The organism is Paenibacillus sp. FSL K6-2393, from assembly GCF_038002545.1.
Lineage (GTDB): Bacteria > Bacillota > Bacilli > Paenibacillales > Paenibacillaceae > Paenibacillus.
The window spans coordinates 2914751-2929863 of record NZ_JBBOCU010000001.1; the positions used below are offsets into that span (position 1 = coordinate 2914751).

At 45.9% G+C, this 15113-nt stretch carries 16 protein-coding genes; all 16 read left to right on the top strand.

Annotated features, from left to right (window positions below; all coding sequences use genetic code 11):
* Window positions 1-16 precede the first annotated feature (16 nt).
* The 16 genes from rnz (at window position 17) to MHI14_RS12950 (ending at window position 15102) form a co-directional block, all read left to right on the top strand.
* Window positions 17-955 (top strand): ribonuclease Z, encoded by a 939-nt coding sequence (gene rnz / locus MHI14_RS12875; RefSeq protein ID WP_017688042.1) that lies wholly within the window; start codon window positions 17-19, stop codon window positions 953-955.
* Between the two features lie 140 nt (window positions 956-1095).
* A complete protein-coding gene (locus MHI14_RS12880; RefSeq protein WP_341130429.1) occupies window positions 1096-1230 on the top strand; it encodes a hypothetical protein in 135 nt (44 codons plus the stop codon).
* Between the two features lie 81 nt (window positions 1231-1311).
* Entirely contained in the window at window positions 1312-2121 is an 810-nt protein-coding gene (locus tag MHI14_RS12885) for a TIGR01457 family HAD-type hydrolase (RefSeq protein WP_133385199.1), read from the top strand.
* Window positions 2122-2127: 6 nt separating this feature from the next.
* Entirely contained in the window at window positions 2128-2949 is an 822-nt protein-coding gene (locus MHI14_RS12890; protein WP_091029323.1) for an Fpg/Nei family DNA glycosylase, read from the top strand.
* Window positions 2939-3787, top strand: coding sequence for a deoxyribonuclease IV (locus tag MHI14_RS12895; RefSeq protein ID WP_341130430.1), 849 nt, complete (start codon window positions 2939-2941; stop codon window positions 3785-3787). Before MHI14_RS12890 ends, MHI14_RS12895 begins: the two co-directional genes overlap by 11 nt.
* A 19-nt stretch (window positions 3788-3806) precedes the next feature.
* Entirely contained in the window at window positions 3807-4145 is a 339-nt protein-coding gene (locus MHI14_RS12900; RefSeq protein WP_091029331.1) for a cyclic-phosphate processing receiver domain-containing protein, read from the top strand.
* A complete protein-coding gene (locus MHI14_RS12905) occupies window positions 4145-4462 on the top strand; it encodes a thioredoxin family protein (RefSeq protein ID WP_341130431.1) in 318 nt (105 codons plus the stop codon). Before MHI14_RS12900 ends, MHI14_RS12905 begins: the two co-directional genes overlap by 1 nt.
* A complete protein-coding gene (locus MHI14_RS12910) occupies window positions 4459-5238 on the top strand; it encodes an ABC transporter ATP-binding protein (RefSeq protein WP_445670338.1) in 780 nt (259 codons plus the stop codon). Before MHI14_RS12905 ends, MHI14_RS12910 begins: the two co-directional genes overlap by 4 nt.
* A gap of 6 nt (window positions 5239-5244) precedes the next feature.
* The gene (locus MHI14_RS12915) at window positions 5245-6294 is read left to right on the top strand and encodes an SAM-dependent methyltransferase (protein ID WP_341130432.1); all 1050 of its coding nucleotides are present in this window, start codon (window positions 5245-5247) and stop codon (window positions 6292-6294) included.
* A 227-nt stretch (window positions 6295-6521) separates the two neighbouring features.
* Window positions 6522-8000: a serine/threonine protein kinase gene (locus MHI14_RS12920; RefSeq protein WP_289389518.1), complete on the top strand. Its 1479-nt coding sequence runs from the start codon at window positions 6522-6524 to the stop codon at window positions 7998-8000.
* 26 nt (window positions 8001-8026) lie between these two features.
* Window positions 8027-9046, top strand: coding sequence for an SAF domain-containing protein (locus tag MHI14_RS12925; RefSeq protein WP_091029336.1), 1020 nt, complete (start codon window positions 8027-8029; stop codon window positions 9044-9046).
* A gap of 76 nt (window positions 9047-9122) precedes the next feature.
* The gene (locus MHI14_RS12930) at window positions 9123-9836 is read left to right on the top strand and encodes a hypothetical protein (RefSeq protein WP_091029338.1); all 714 of its coding nucleotides are present in this window, start codon (window positions 9123-9125) and stop codon (window positions 9834-9836) included.
* A complete protein-coding gene (locus MHI14_RS12935; RefSeq protein WP_341130433.1) occupies window positions 9833-10663 on the top strand; it encodes a hypothetical protein in 831 nt (276 codons plus the stop codon). Before MHI14_RS12930 ends, MHI14_RS12935 begins: the two co-directional genes overlap by 4 nt.
* Before the next feature lie 7 nt (window positions 10664-10670).
* Window positions 10671-12491, top strand: coding sequence for an ATPase, T2SS/T4P/T4SS family (locus MHI14_RS12940; protein ID WP_341130434.1), 1821 nt, complete (start codon window positions 10671-10673; stop codon window positions 12489-12491).
* Window positions 12488-14554: a hypothetical protein gene (locus MHI14_RS12945; protein ID WP_341130435.1), complete on the top strand. Its 2067-nt coding sequence runs from the start codon at window positions 12488-12490 to the stop codon at window positions 14552-14554. Before MHI14_RS12940 ends, MHI14_RS12945 begins: the two co-directional genes overlap by 4 nt.
* 62 nt (window positions 14555-14616) lie before the next feature.
* Window positions 14617-15102: a hypothetical protein gene (locus MHI14_RS12950; RefSeq protein ID WP_062834890.1), complete on the top strand. Its 486-nt coding sequence runs from the start codon at window positions 14617-14619 to the stop codon at window positions 15100-15102.
* Window positions 15103-15113: the final 11 nt, after the last annotated feature.

Sequence of the window (15113 nt, forward strand, 5' to 3'; positions counted from 1 at the left end):
AGAGGTGCGATCCAGAATGGAACTATATTTCCTGGGAACTAATGCTGGTGTACCTACGCTTCAACGGAATGTAACTTCCATTGGGCTACGCATGTTGGATGAGCGCAGAGCTTTGTGGTTGTTTGACTGCGGGGAAGGAACGCAGCACCAGATTTTAAGTTCTCCGCTTAAACTGAGCAAATTGGAGAAAATATTCATTACTCACCTGCATGGTGATCATGTATTTGGACTTCCAGGACTGCTTTCGAGCAGAGCCTATCAAGGTGGCACCACACCATTAACCGTATATGGTCCGCCAGGTACGGAACGAATGATCAGTACAACAATGGAGCTTAGCCAATCCCGGGTGAACTATGATTTGAATATCGTGGAACATACGGGCGGCGTCCTGTTCGAGGATGACAGTTTTATCGTGGAAGCTGCTTTGCTTGAGCATCGGATTGACAGCTATGGATACCGGATTACGGAAAAAGATCGTCCAGGAAGCCTGGACCCAGCCAAACTGGCGGAATACGGTTTGAAACCAGGCCCATTGTTCGGCCGGCTGAAACGTGGAGAAACCATTACGCTGGATAACGGTGATTCGCTTCGTCCAGAAGATGTATTGGGAGCGCCAAAACGAGGCATGGTGATCACCATATTAGGTGATACACGTCCATGTGACAACGTACAGCCACTTTCCATCAATGCAGATGTACTTGTGCATGAAGCTACATTCATGCATGATTTGGCCGATACAGCGCATGAGTACTATCATAGTACTTCTAAACAAGCGGCAGAAGCGGCTAGAGCAGCCAATGTAGGGCAACTAATCATGACTCACTTCAGTTCACGCTATAAGGATGAGGATCAACTTCAGCCACTTTTGGAAGAGGCGCAGTCCGTATTCCCGAATACCAGACTTGCAAACGAACACCAGCTTATTCCTGTCGTGCATCGCAAGCAAGAATCTTAACCCTGATTGCGTACCAGTGCACGGCTAAACACGTCATATAAAGATCCGGGTAATTGCACGGGACTGAGGGAGAGGAACTCCCGCGGTCCCTTTTGCAATCTGGTCAGAAAGCGTGTAGGATGGGCAATATGAAGAGGGAAATGATTCAAATTATTTTCCGGGAAAGCGCAGGAAATGACAAGCTTGTACAGAAGACGCGCGAGTTAAACCGTCGGTGTTCGATCCGGTTCGACTTGTTGCGTGCATATGTCAGCAAGCCATTATTTTTTGCCTGAATACATAGGTTCGCGGTCAAGTTCGAGGTAAATGATTAAGGACATGAAATGTTAATGGAATGAAGAAAGGAAGTGCTGTGTGTGATTAAGGCCTATCTGATTGACTTGGATGGTACGCTCTATCATGGCAGACATCGTATCGAAGGAGCCGATCAGCTTATTCGAACACTGCAAGAGCTAGGAAAGCCGTATTTATTCGTAACAAATAATTCTTCCCGTACACCACAAGGTGTGGCAGATCATCTGAACGGGATGGGCATACCTGCCGACGCGTCTCAAGTATGTACTTCTGCTGTGGCTGCTGCTGAATATGTTGCTGAAGAGTCCCCTGGTGCAAAAGTGGCATGTATTGGAGAAGCAGGACTGCTGGAAGCCATTGAAAAAGCAGGACTACAGCTGACGGAAGATGCACCAGATTACGTGATACAGGGGATTGATCGTGAATTTTCCTACCATAAACTGACCAAGGCGCTAAGGTGGATTAATGCGGGATCAAAATTCATCATGACCAACCCGGATCTGCAGCTTCCTTCCGATGATGGACTGACACCTGGGGCGGGGACTATTGGAGCAGCAATTGAAGCAGCAACCGGAGTTCATCCTACCGTTATTGGCAAGCCATCGAGTGTTATAATGAAGTCGGCCATTAGCCGGCTAAACCTGGCGTCTCATGAAGTGGCAGTGATCGGAGATAATATGCGAACCGATATTGCAGCTGGAGTGGCAGCAGGGTGTGAGACGCTGTTGGTACTTACCGGTGTGACCACACGGGATAATATGGATGGACACATTCAAGCAGCCAAGGCTCGACCTGATCATGTGTTTGAAGATTTGCATAAATTGATGGAGTGGCTGTCGCAAGAGACAGACCAAGCTTCCAAAAAGGGGTAATGTACGATGCCGGAACTACCGGAAATGGAAAATTACCGGACCTTGCTGTCCGAGAAAATACTTGATCTACTGATTACAGGTGTTGTAATTAACCGCGATAAAACGATAAATACGGAGCCTGATCTGTTCATCAATGAACTTACAGGTAATCGCATCATATTTGTTGAGCGCCGAGCGAAGCATCTGATTTTCCACTTAGCTAATGGCAAACGTCTGGTGCTGCATCTCATGTTGGGCGGTATGATTTTCTGGGGCACGGAAGAGGAACGCCCTGATCGTTCCACACAAGTGGAAATCCAGTTTGGCGATCACATTTTATTCTTTATTGGACTGCGCTTGGGTTATTTACATCTGCTTACTTCGAAAGAAACCGAAGAGGCGATGTCTGATCTTGGACCTGAACCATTGGATCGACGGATGAACGTGGAACGTTTTGCTTCTCTGTTGAAAGGTCGTCGGGGTACACTTAAGACAACGTTGGTAAACCAGCATATCATTGCAGGGATTGGCAACTGTTATTCGGATGAGATTGCTTTTGCTGCTGGTCTGAGACCAAGCTCCAAAACGCAGAACATCGCGACTTCACCTGAGCTGACGGAGCGCTTGTTCCATTCGATGCAGTCCGTGTTGCGTGAAGCGGCTTCTGAGGGTGGTTATATGGAAATGCCACTGATGCAAGGCGATACGAAGACAGGAAGTTTTGACGAGCAATGTCGAGTGTACGATCGGGAAGGCGAGACTTGTCCGCGCTGCGGGGGAACAATTGAACGAGTGGAAATTACGGGCAAGAAGGCGTTCTTCTGTCCGAAATGCCAGCATGAGGCCTAAAACCGGTATCGGGGCACATGTTAGCACCAGAGGTGGATTTCTTCAGGCAGCCAAGAGAGCGTATGAGATGGGGGCAACGGCGTTTCAGTATTTTCCGAAAAACCCGCGCAGTCTCAGCCTGAAAAGTCTGGATCTAAAGGATGCTGAGCAGTGCAGGGATTGGTGTGAACAGCATGGACTGGCTTCGATTGCACATTCACCCTATCCTACGAATCCGGCGTTGGGCGTGACCCGTGGAGAGGCGGGGTTTCATGCTACAATAGCTTCTATTCGTAATGATCTTGAAATTTCGAATGCTTGCGGTTCTGTTGGGACGGTGGTCCATTTTGGACATATCAAAACAAACGATCCGCTGGAGGGTTATCAGAACCTCATTCATTGTCTGGATACCGCCTTGGAGAATTGGAATGGACATTCAAAGGTGCTGATTGAAAATCAGGCAGGTGATCATGGCCCGATGGGCACGACAATGGAAGAAATGATACAGATTCGCAAATTGAGCCGATATCCGGAGCATATTGCTTTTTGTTTTGACACATGCCATGCTTTTGCTTCAGGTATGTGGGCGTCAGGCAACGAAGCTGCGATGCTTGATAAGGGCAGGAAGCTCGGATACTGGGATAATGTTGCTGCTGTACATTTTAATGATTCCAAATATGCGTCTGGTTCGTGTAAGGATAGACATGCGAGAATCGGACAGGGATATATCGGAAATGAATCAATGAAAGCATTGTTAACTGCGCCTGAGTTCCAAAAAGCGGTTGTTGTGCTTGAGACAGAAACGGGCGAAGATGGAACGCACCGTGATGATATTGTGCTCATGCGTTCCTGGTTATAGTGGGGAGAGGAGCGATTGTATGCATGTTTTTTTGGATGACTATCGGGCATGTCCGAAAGGGTTTGTTCTGGCAACGAATGCAGAAGAGTGCCTGATGCTGCTAAGAGAAGGTGACGTGGACATTTTGTCTCTGGATTATGAGCTTGGTCCGGATTCGCCTAATGGCGGAGAGGTTGCGGCATCCATTGTACGAGAAGGTTTATTTCCGCGTGAGATCTATTTGCATACGTCCAGTATGTTTGGGAAACGCCAGATGTACGAGATGTTATATAGCAATAAACCGGATTCGGTAACCATTCATAATGGTCCAATGACGGGTGAGGTCATGCTGCGTGTTGCTGCGGGAGAAGAACGTTAATGAAGCCAATTACATCCAAAATGTTAATGCGCGGCGTATGGGAAGGCATGCCACAGGCTGTATTTATATATACCCCTTTATGTGGGACATGTGCGGCAGCACGGCGTATGTTGGAGGTAGTGGAGCACATGCTGCCAGAAGGTATTTTATCCGAAATGAACATCCATGACATTCCTGAACTTGTGCAACAATTTCAAATTTCAAGCGTACCAGCAGTGATGCTGTTTGATGGCAAGCAAGATGTTCCAAAAATGGTTTATCGGATGAGCTCTGTGGAGCATTTACTCTCGGAGATCCGGAAGGCGGTGCTGAAATGAGTATAATCTCGATGGAACATGTCTCACTTCGACGAGAAGAGAATCAAATCTTGGATGACGTACATTTGTGCATCGAACAAGGCGAACATTGGGTTATTCTGGGTCGGAATGGTTCTGGCAAAACAACGTTGCTGGAAATGATGAACGGATATATGTTTCCAAGCCAGGGACGCATTGAAGTACTCGGTAATTTGTATGGACAATGTGACGTCAGGGAAGTACGTAAGGAAATCGGTTATATCAGCCAAACGTTGATTGAGAAACTCACACCCAGAGATCCGGTATGGGAGGTCGTCGCTACAGGAGCTTATGCTTTTTTGCGTTTTTATCAGACAATTCCTGATGAAGTAAAAGCAAAGGCAATGAGTTTGTTAGATGACATGGGCTTTGCCAACTTGGCCAACAACCCGCTTGGAACGTTATCCCAAGGGGAGCGTAAAAAAGTCATGCTTGCTCGTTCATTAATGGCTGAGCCAAAATTGCTGATTATGGACGAGCCTTGTGCCGGACTAGACTTATATGAACGTGAGAAAATGCTGGCTGAGATTGATCGTCTGCGCCGGCGTAACATTACAGTTGTGTATGTAACACATCATGTTGAAGAGATCGTACCTTTATTTACGCATGTGGCCTTGATCCGCGATGGACGTATTGCGGCAGCTGGCCCCAAGCATGAAGTTTTGACACAAGATACAATTAAGCATACGTACGATGTGCCGGTCGATATCCAGTGGGATAATGGTCGTCCGTGGATACGCGTACGTTCTGGAGGGTAACACAATTTGAGTACACAATCGTCTTGGGAAGAAGGCAACTTCTCCCGTTTTATCTGCACGGCCAATCATGGCTTTGCCCCTTATGCTCAGGAAGAGTTGCGTCGTACGTTTGGTGCGGTGAAGAGCACGGTACTCGTACCAGGAGAAATATTGCTTGCGGGTCTGCCTGTAGCGGAGGAAGAAGTTGCAGATAAGCTGTGGGCAGAGTATCCAACGTTTTTACGTCATATTCAACCTGTTCAGTTTCAGGAGAATACAGAAGATTCGGAACAATCTATCGAGAAATTGATTGCATTTGTGCTGAATCATAAGGAACTGACTGGTACCCCTGTCGTGCTGCAGGTACGGAAGACAGAAGGGTCCTTTTGGCAAGAAAATGCGGCCTCATTGAAGCAATTGCTGACAGAAAAGCTGGATGAACTAGGCTGTGAATGGGTTGTACGTGATGCTGAATATGTCATTTCCGTATTTGCTGCGAATGATATGTTGTATGCTGGCGTATCCAGACCTGAACAGAACCTGTCAGACTGGAGCGGGGGAGCCGTACGTTTTCAAAAAGAAGATGGACAGATTTCGCGTGCTAAGTTCAAATTGCTTGAAGCCGAGCAGACGTTTGGCATTGACTTTACTTCATTTCATAAAGCACTTGATATCGGTGCAGCACCAGGTGGATGGACCTCGTTCCTGCTTGAACGTGGGCTTGAAGTTACGGCGGTAGATCCGGCGAAGATGGATGCAACGCTGCTGGCATCACCAAAACTGACTTTCTTGAAGAAAAACGCAGGGGATGTTCGTTTCCGCGAAGGAGAATTCGACCTGCTCGTATGTGATATGAGTTGGAGTCCCAAGCTGATGAGCCGACTTGTATCAGACCTTCTATATAGTCTGCAACCCGGGGGAACAGCGATTGTTACCGTGAAGTTATTGCATAAAAAGCCGCTCGCACTCATTAAAGATGTGATTGGTACGTTTGAGCGTTCGCGGATGCAGATTCAACGTTCCAAGCAGTTGTTCCATAACCGGGAAGAGATTACACTTTATATGGTCAAATATTAAGAGATCTAGCCTTGATTAAAGCAGCTAAAGGCATTATGAAATTGATTCGATTAAGCTCATTAAATTTTGTGCTTTACAATCTATTCCTGCCTGTACTATAATGATACCAATATTAACCATAACAAACCTGAGGGAAAGCATCCCGAAGTGAACGAAACCGGATATCCGGTCTGTTCTACTTCGGTGAAGCTTTCCCTTTTTTGTTGTGTAATGAAGGAGGAATTGATATGAGACATCCGGCCAGGCTGGAACGCGGAAGCCTGCTGGGAGGTAGATATCGTATCGTATCCATTCTGGGAACAGGCGGAATGAGCCATGTATACGAGGCGGAGGATCTCAAGTTGCCGGGCAAGATATGGGCAATTAAAGAAAGCGTAACGATTATGCCATATGAAGGCAGTATGGAGACGGAGGCCGCTCTTCTGACATCACTTCGCCATCCCAGATTGCCGCAAATTGTTGATTTTTTTGTCCCGGATGAAGATGGGTACACGTACTTGGTGATGGAATACATCGACGGGTTAACGCTCAGTGAGTATTTCAAGCAGTGTCGTGGGAAGATCCCGATGGAGCAGTTGACGGAGCTTGTACTTCAATTGCTCGATGTGTTGAGTTATTTGCATAATCTGAATCCACCTGTGATCTATAGGGATCTGAAACCATCAAACATCATGATCACTCCGGAACATGAAGTAAGATTAATCGATTTTGGCATCGCCAGAAGTTACAAACCGCAAAGTGCCGAAGATACCGTCAAGTTGGGAACTGCTGGTTTCGCCGCTCCAGAACAATATGGCTCGGGTCAGACCGATGCTCGTTCAGATCTATATGGACTCGGAGCATTGCTGCTGTATCTTATGACAAGTGGGGCCTATACGGAATGGATTCAGGGTGTGGAAAGTTCTATCCGGAGCGATGTTCCACGGACGTACATCCCTGTGGCAAGAAGATTGTTAAGATATAATGCCGAGGAGCGATTCCAATCTGCCGATGAGGTGCGAAAGGAACTGCTCCGAATACCCGGTGGAATAACGCCTGGTGGAGATGCAACCATGACCTTGAATGGCGGAACAAGAGTTATTGCCTTGACTGGTGCTTCATCTGGTGTAGGGGTTACCCACACGGCTATAGCTATCAGTCATTATCTCGAAAGGCAAAACTTCAAAGTAGCTGTGATTGAAATGTCACCTCGCTCTCAATCCTTTGCAAGAATTCAACAAATCGCTCAAGCGGGTAAACCGGTGCCAGCAGGCAGACAGTTTGCAGTGGATGGTGTGCATTATTGGAAACAATCCGGGCGAGCGGATATTTTGTCTTTGCTTGGGGGGAGTTATCAATTCATCGTGATGGATCTCGGTAGTGGTCAGGACCAGAACCGGCTGGAAGAATTCCTGCGTGCAGATCTGCCGATTGTGATAGGCTCAGGTGCCGAATGGCGACAGGCGGAGATTGGCGCTTTTGTTCGATCACATCATCGGTATCCACAAGAGAAATGGATATATTGTCTGCCTCTGGCAGCAAGTGAAGCAGTTCAGCGCATTCGTAAAGCTCTGGATACATCGAGTGTATATGGTCTGCCGTTACATATTGATCCTTTTGACAAGGATGGACAGATGGATAAAGTGTTTTCTCATATTTTAACGCATATGATGGCACAACAACCCAAGAAACGGTCATTCTTTTCACGAAGGAAAGTACATGATTAGAAGAGATTACGAAAGGAGAGCCTCTTTTGTCTAAATTAAGAAAACAAAGCCGTCAACTGATCTATGCCGGACTTATCGGAGCAGGAGCTGTAGGGTTGGTGTTCGGAGGATATGTTATCTACAATGTCAAAACGATGGGGGATGTCAGGTCAGCCGTAGAAGCCCGGTATTTATCGGCATATGAGGAAAAGGAAGCTGAATTAAAGCAACAATGGGATTCGGGAGCACAAGGATGGGTTACGATTCGGGATATTGAAGCAGGTGAACCGATATTACCGGAGGATCTGAAGCTCATTGCTGTTCCAGATGCACAAGCACCGCGAAATCTCTGGTCCAGTACCAAGCAGATGGAAGGCCAAGTGGCCAAAATAGAGTTGAAAAAAGGAACAGCCATTACCACCGAGATGGTGTATGAGGATGCACCGGCTCCGCCCGATTTAAGAAATCGAGAGCTGCAAGTTGTATTACTGCCGTCCTCACTTGTTAAGGGAGATATTATTGATGTTCGTATCCAATTCCCTACCGGACAAGACTATGTTCTTTTATCGAAGAAGAAAGTGGAACGACTCAATGCAGCTACCTTATGGATTACGATGACGGAGGAAGAGATTCTGTCACTCTCAAGTGCAATTGTAGATGCCTATTTACATAAAGCTTCAATCTATGCCTTAACCTATGTAGAACCACAGTTTCAGACACCTGCAATCGCGACGTATCCTGCCAATTCAGAAGTGTTAAAACTGCTGGAAAGTGATCCGAATATTGTTCGACGAGCCGAACAGGAGTTATCCAGACAGGTGCGAAGTTCGCTTGAAAGTTCACTGGCCGCCTCCGTGACAGCACCGTCAAAAGGAGTGGAACAGGATGTGGCACAATCCTCAGTTACCTATAACAGTCGTCCATCAGCCAATAATTCGGCAACGTCGGATGGAGTGATGTGGAATGATGGTTCAGGAAACGGGGCAGGAGCTAATTCTGGAAGCGTAAATAATCCTGCTGAAGCTTCACAAACAGAACAGCAGAGTTTGCTAACGGGTGGAGAGTAGAGATTAATCTAAGGTTTTCACATTAAAATAATTCAGATAACAGAGGTTTAAAGAAATAGAAAGGGGTGTAACATCTATGCATACATGGATCTTCGCGGGTTTATGTGAGAAGAATGATCTGATGTTGTATCTTTGCAAGATACTAGCTTCGACAGGCAAAAAGGTCTTGCTCGTAGATGGAACCTTACAACAGAAGTATGGGTACGGTGTAGGTGACAGTCAGCAGTCTTTGCGAATTACGGAATTTGAAGGATTTGATATCGCTTGTCATTTTGTCACTTCAGCAGCTGTAGAGAATCATCTTGAAGTAAATGGAGAGCGATTGGACAGTTATGACTATGTGTTATATGACATGGAGACCTCACACTTTGCTTCCCGTAGTCTCTGGCTAACCGCTGATGTAAGAGTCTGGGTGAGTGATTATGAGCGTTACAATCTGGAACGTGGCAAGGGTTGGTTGAAGCGGTTGCTTGATGAACAATCTTTGCCTGGTGAGCTGTCATTTCAAAGGCTCTTCATTAACGGGGTTGACTGCAAGCTTGAAGCTCGTTATCTGTGGGCGTATCTGGAGGGCAGTCCGTTTGTGTGGACAGGAGAATCCTTAGTGCTTCCGTGGGATGAGTTAACAGCGGCGGTTAAGCTTGAGAATGAGCATCATCGCCGAGTTCATCTAGGACCTTTGTCACGAAACTACAAAAAATCGTTGTGTCGTGTGGTCCAACAGTTAACAGGTTGGGAAAGTGTCCGTAGTCGCCGTGCGATGAAAGAAGCAGAGAGGATGAGAGCATGAGCACCATTACATTTTGGAGCCCTTTTGCAGGAACGGGTTGCACTTCAAGCACATTAATTAGTGCTTATGCGATGGCACTTCACTACAGGACAAGAGTGTTACTTGTTAATGCAGGCCTTGCCGGAACTGGCACAGAAGCTGCCCTACCATCCAAAGATACGGATACAGCGGATTTTATGTTCTCCTTCGAAGAGGGTGGCTGGGATGCGATTGAACGGCTGCATTCGAGCGGAAGTCTGAATAAGCACAATCTCAGGGATTATACCAAGCCACTTCTTAAGGAAAGACTTGATTTCCTAACAGGAAGAATGGATGAGATGGAACGTTCCCCGCAGGAACATGGTGAGACTGTCAAAAAGCTGCTAAATGTAGCTAACGAGTATTATGATCTGGTTCTTCTGGATGCGGATCATGCTGGTGTTGATTCACAGCACAAGCTGCAACAGGCGGACTATGTTGTAATTAATCTCGATCAAAATATGCGAAATCTGGAGTTGTTCTTTGAAGAGATCCTGCCAGAACAAATGAACAATAAGAATATACATGTTGTCATTAACAAATACGATTTGCATTCCCGTGCAACGCTTTCCAATATTCGGCGCCAGTTCAAATACAAAGGCACGATATCAGCGATCCCATACACAACCGGATACCTGGATGCAATGAATCGGCGAGATGTCGCTAGGTACTTGCAGTTGGAAAGTTTGACTGAGGATAAGGATATTCGTAAAGGGAGCTTTACTGCAAGCATGAGCGAACTCGCTCGCCTGATTATGGACGGTGCAGGTATGCGCACAGTTCTGAAGAGGCTGGAAAGGGGAGCCTGAACCTCCGATGCTCTGGAATACCATAGGGATAAGTTTAATTTTGATTCTGTGTCTGACTTATATCTGGTTCAAGTATAAAACGTTTCTGCGTGAAAAGAATGCTCGTGTTCCTGAACAGGAATCATTCACGATTGACATGTTGATTGAGAAGGTGAAGAACTCACTTCATGAGCTTAGTCATAGTCAACTCGCGGACGCGGGTCTGCACGAAGAAGAATATCGTCGAAGAATCAATCAACGTGCCGAGATGAGAAAAGCGCTGAAGGGCTGTGTCTCAGGCAGTATCAGCGACAAAACGTATGTCAAAAATCTGATAGGGGATCTGCTGACCCGAAGCATAGGTCTGAACAAATCCAATGTAAATGAAGTTATTTTGTTTGCAGAACCAGATTTGTTGTCGATCCAGGACCGATTCGAAATTGTGTTTTATCTGTACCGACAGCAATTCGGTGTGGATGCACTTTCCCGATTGATTGATACCTACGATCTGGGAAGGCTGAGAATGGAGGATGGTACGGACGACGGAGGGAGTTATTATATATCCGAGGAAGACATTCACTATGTTTTCGAGTGCGAATATCGAGAGCTTGGATTCAGAGAAAAGATAGATATCATCGTGCAGCGTATCTACCAACATTACAAAGGGTTCTCGGTTGTTGATGAGATAAGGGACCAACGTATTGATGGCGTTAGTGGTGGTGTCAGCGGTATGCTTGATGCTGTTCATAATATGGGGCTTCAAAAACCGGCATCATGGAATGATTTGCTGGATCAAGGACTGGAGGATGATACACATGAAGAACCGCTTAGCGGTATGGAAAGTGTCTGGATTTTTTATAAAGGTAAGTCCATTCATCTATCCTTTCTTTCATTCGGCAGCATCCGTGAACTGAAAAGGGTATGCCAGAATATATACAAATACAATTATCCCGGACAGTTGTCGGAAGCAAGTGGATACAAGGTGAATGAGATGAAAGACGGCTCTCGTGTCGTAGTTGTTCGTCCTCCTTTTGCAGAATCGTGGGCATTCTTTGTCCGGAAGTTTGATATTCCGAATGCTTCACTAGAACAGTTGATTACAGGTAACAACGCAAATCTGCCAATTGAATTGCTTCAATACCTGATGAAAGGAAGCCGGATCACAGCTGTAACCGGGGCCCAAGGTTCTGGTAAAACAACGTTGCTTATGGCTATGGTCAAACACATCTATGCATCGTACACCCTTCGGGTGCAGGAGATGGCGTTTGAACTTCAATTAAGACGGATCTACAGCCGACGTAATATTTTGAGTTTCCGAGAGACTGAACACATTTCAGGTCAACAAGGACTTGATTTGCAGAAAAAAACGGATGGTACCGTCAATATTCTCGGTGAGGTTGCGAGTGATGAGGTGGCCGCATGGATGATTCAAATGTCTCAGGTTGCCAGTCTGTTCACCCTGTTTACCCACCATGCCAAAACGTTTCGTGATCTGGTCTTCTCCCTCCGAAATTCCTTGCTCAAGACAGGTATGTTCCAGCATGAGCATATTGCTGAGGAGCAGGTTGTGAGTGTCATCAATTTCGATGTTCATATGAAGAAAGATGCTGAGGGACGAAGATATATTGAGCGTATTACGGAGTGTCTTCCTCGTGCGAATCAAGGTGATAGCGTGGAAGAGAGGGCAGGTTTTACATTTCATAATGTTGTGGAATACAGAGATGGAGTGTATGTTGCAACAGCTCCAATCTCCTCTGGAAGCATGGTGGATATGCGAGACCAGATGACATTACAGGATGCCGAGAAATTTGAACAGTTTATGAAGCAACACTGGGGTGATTCAGCATGACAATTAAATGGATTCTGCTCCTCGTATTAAGTATTTGTGCAGGAGGGCTGCTGATCACACTTCTGGTTCTAAGTATGTTACGTCACAGAGGAGGTGGTTCACCAAGTCAGCCCGGCGTTATTCTTGCTCCTAGCGGGAAGGGACTCAAGGGAGTCGGATCAATCTTGTTGCAATCCTACCGTCTTGGAATGAAGGTCCCACTGTTATCAGCGTATATTTTACAGGTGCAGAAGCGTATTTCATTCCGCCATGTTGGGGATGAGCCTTCACTTCGCAGGCTGACGATGACAGTGGTTCTGATTATTCTTGGAGGTTATGGAGGCATTAGTGTTATTCTGTTTTTTCTACAGCCGGGCATCGCTTTTGTAATACTATCCGTCCTCTGTGCTGTGGTGTTAAACAGCCTGGTATTGGATATGTGCCTCAGTCGTATGGAGAAAAGGTTGCTGGTGCAGATGTTGGATCTCTTTGCAGATGTAAGGCATCGGTATCATCAGCATGGCATGGTTGAGGAAGCGCTATATGAAGCCGCTGAAGCAGGTACAGGAGAAGCAGCAGAACAGGCAAGACTGATCTACGAAGCTCTAACTTCTCCAGATCCAAATGAAGCACTTGAGCGTTATTATGAAGTGGCTCCCAACCGTTTTCTCAAAGGATTCGCCGGCGTTTCCTATATGGTCATGGAGTTTGGGGATAAGGACAGAGCCCAAGGCTCTATTTATCTTAAAGGACTGGGTAACCTGACTCAGGAGATTCATCTGGAGATTTTGCGGCGGGATAAATTGGATTACCTGCTCAAAGGACTTAATATCATCACGCTAGCTCCGGTATTGTTCACCGCTCCAATCGAACGCTGGGCTAGAGTCAGTTTTCCAACGATGGATGAATTTTACCGCAGCAAAATCGGTTTTGTTACCAAAATATCGATCTATGTCATCATCATCCTTGCTTATTTGCTTCTGCAAAGGCTCCAGCAATACGATGAAACTCGTTACCGGTCAGGACATAAGCATTCATGGTTGGATCAGTTGCTGTACAGGCAGACCTTCATACGGAAATTGGCGATGTTGTTTGCAGCGAAACCTGGCAGTGCACAGTACAGTCAAACGATACGGCTCATGAGGGAGAGCAGCTCAGAGTTGAAATACGAATGGCTTGCCATTCGACGAGTGATGTTATTCGCAGGTTGTTTGGTCCTTACAATGGTGTGCATCTTGCTGTTGCACCAGGTTGAACGTAATCACATCTTGTATGATCCAATCCGCGATGATCGAATGTTTGGTGCAATGGCTGAAGCGGATCTCAGGAAAGCTGAGGAAAAAACAGCGTTGGATCAATCTGTGTTGGAAAGTGTAGAAATGAATCGAGGAGCTACATACGAAGAAGTCTCCAAAGCGTTACAGCAGTTATCTCCAGTTCAGTTAGACCATGATACCCAGAATGAGACCATCACGCGCATTATGCAGAAACTTGAGGTGTACAACAAGCAATATGTACGCTGGTGGGAAATGATTATAGCCATTCTTATGGGTGTAGCAGGGTATTACATGCCGGTATGGCTCATGTTATTTCAACGGAAAATGCGAAGATTGGATATGCGACATGAAATCTATCAATTCCAGACAGTGATTTCCATTCTACGTGAGATGGACCGAATGTCAGTCGAGGAGATATTGGAATGGCTTAATCGATTTGCCGTCATTTTCAAGCGTCCGCTACAAAAATGTTTGTTGCATTTTGAACATGGGCCAGAGCTTGCACTTGAACAATTAAAGGAAGAGGCGGGCTTGCCCGAGTTCCAGCGACTGGTTGATAAGTTACTGCTTGCCCTTGGCAAAATATCAATACGTGAAGCCTTCGATGATCTTGAGAGCATGATGGCATTCTATTTTGAACAACGCAAGCAGGAGTACAGCAAAATGATAGATGTCAAAGCATCATGGGGGAGAACCATTGGATTTACACCTATGTACGCCCTTATCTTTTTGTATCTGGTTATTCCATTGGTCGGTATGAGTTTCTTGCAGATGAACATTTATTATGAGCAGATTCAGAAACTGTAGCACAATTCATCTGTGTGACAGTCTGAAATAGTTTAATAACTTATAACTTGGGAGGATTTATCATGAACAATGCATCAAGCGCTTTAAAGGTGGCAGCAGGGATTTTCTTAACAATCGCTTTGATCACAATTGTAGTTCTGTTGTTTATTTCGGCTCAGGAGGCAACCAAGACGGCCCAGAACAATTTTGCTGATATCCAAACCGAGTTGTCCCAGGCTGCATTTACGGTATATGACGGAACAACCATCAGTGGATCGCAGGTAACGAATGCGCTGCGTAAATATGCGGACAAGGATCAGTTCGGTATTCAAGTTATTACAGGTAAAAATAAAGCGGGTCAATGGTACGGCAATCAACTAAACATTTCACAGGATCTCAATAATGCGGACTACGGCTCGGTTATTGCACCCGACGATAAAGTGGGGATTATTAACCAGACCATGAGTGAAAAAGACAATCAATATGTAAATCCAAGTGGTAAATTCAAAGCCATTATCGTAAAAGACCGATCCAACGTGGTAAGAGGGCTGATCTTCCAGCAATCCTGACAGGAGTTGGT

Excerpts from the sequence above, each read along its gene's own strand:
- MHI14_RS12940 (WP_341130434.1), top strand. The coding sequence starts at position 10,671 with ATGCTCTGGAATACCATAGGGATAAGTTTAATTTTGATTCTGTGTCTG.
- MHI14_RS12900 (WP_091029331.1), top strand. The coding sequence starts at position 3,807 with ATGCATGTTTTTTTGGATGACTATCGGGCATGTCCGAAAGGGTTTGTT.
- MHI14_RS12945 (WP_341130435.1), top strand. The coding sequence starts at position 12,488 with ATGACAATTAAATGGATTCTGCTCCTCGTATTAAGTATTTGTGCAGGA.
- MHI14_RS12890 (WP_091029323.1), top strand. The coding sequence starts at position 2,128 with ATGCCGGAACTACCGGAAATGGAAAATTACCGGACCTTGCTGTCCGAG.
- MHI14_RS12905 (WP_341130431.1), top strand. The coding sequence starts at position 4,145 with ATGAAGCCAATTACATCCAAAATGTTAATGCGCGGCGTATGGGAAGGC.
- rnz (WP_017688042.1), top strand. The coding sequence starts at position 17 with ATGGAACTATATTTCCTGGGAACTAATGCTGGTGTACCTACGCTTCAA.
- MHI14_RS12920 (WP_289389518.1), top strand. The coding sequence starts at position 6,522 with ATGAGACATCCGGCCAGGCTGGAACGCGGAAGCCTGCTGGGAGGTAGA.
- MHI14_RS12950 (WP_062834890.1), top strand. The coding sequence starts at position 14,617 with ATGAACAATGCATCAAGCGCTTTAAAGGTGGCAGCAGGGATTTTCTTA.
- MHI14_RS12910 (WP_445670338.1), top strand. The coding sequence starts at position 4,459 with ATGAGTATAATCTCGATGGAACATGTCTCACTTCGACGAGAAGAGAAT.
- MHI14_RS12895 (WP_341130430.1), top strand. The coding sequence starts at position 2,939 with ATGAGGCCTAAAACCGGTATCGGGGCACATGTTAGCACCAGAGGTGGA.
- MHI14_RS12935 (WP_341130433.1), top strand. The coding sequence starts at position 9,833 with ATGAGCACCATTACATTTTGGAGCCCTTTTGCAGGAACGGGTTGCACT.
- MHI14_RS12930 (WP_091029338.1), top strand. The coding sequence starts at position 9,123 with ATGCATACATGGATCTTCGCGGGTTTATGTGAGAAGAATGATCTGATG.
- MHI14_RS12880 (WP_341130429.1), top strand. The coding sequence starts at position 1,096 with ATGATTCAAATTATTTTCCGGGAAAGCGCAGGAAATGACAAGCTTGTA.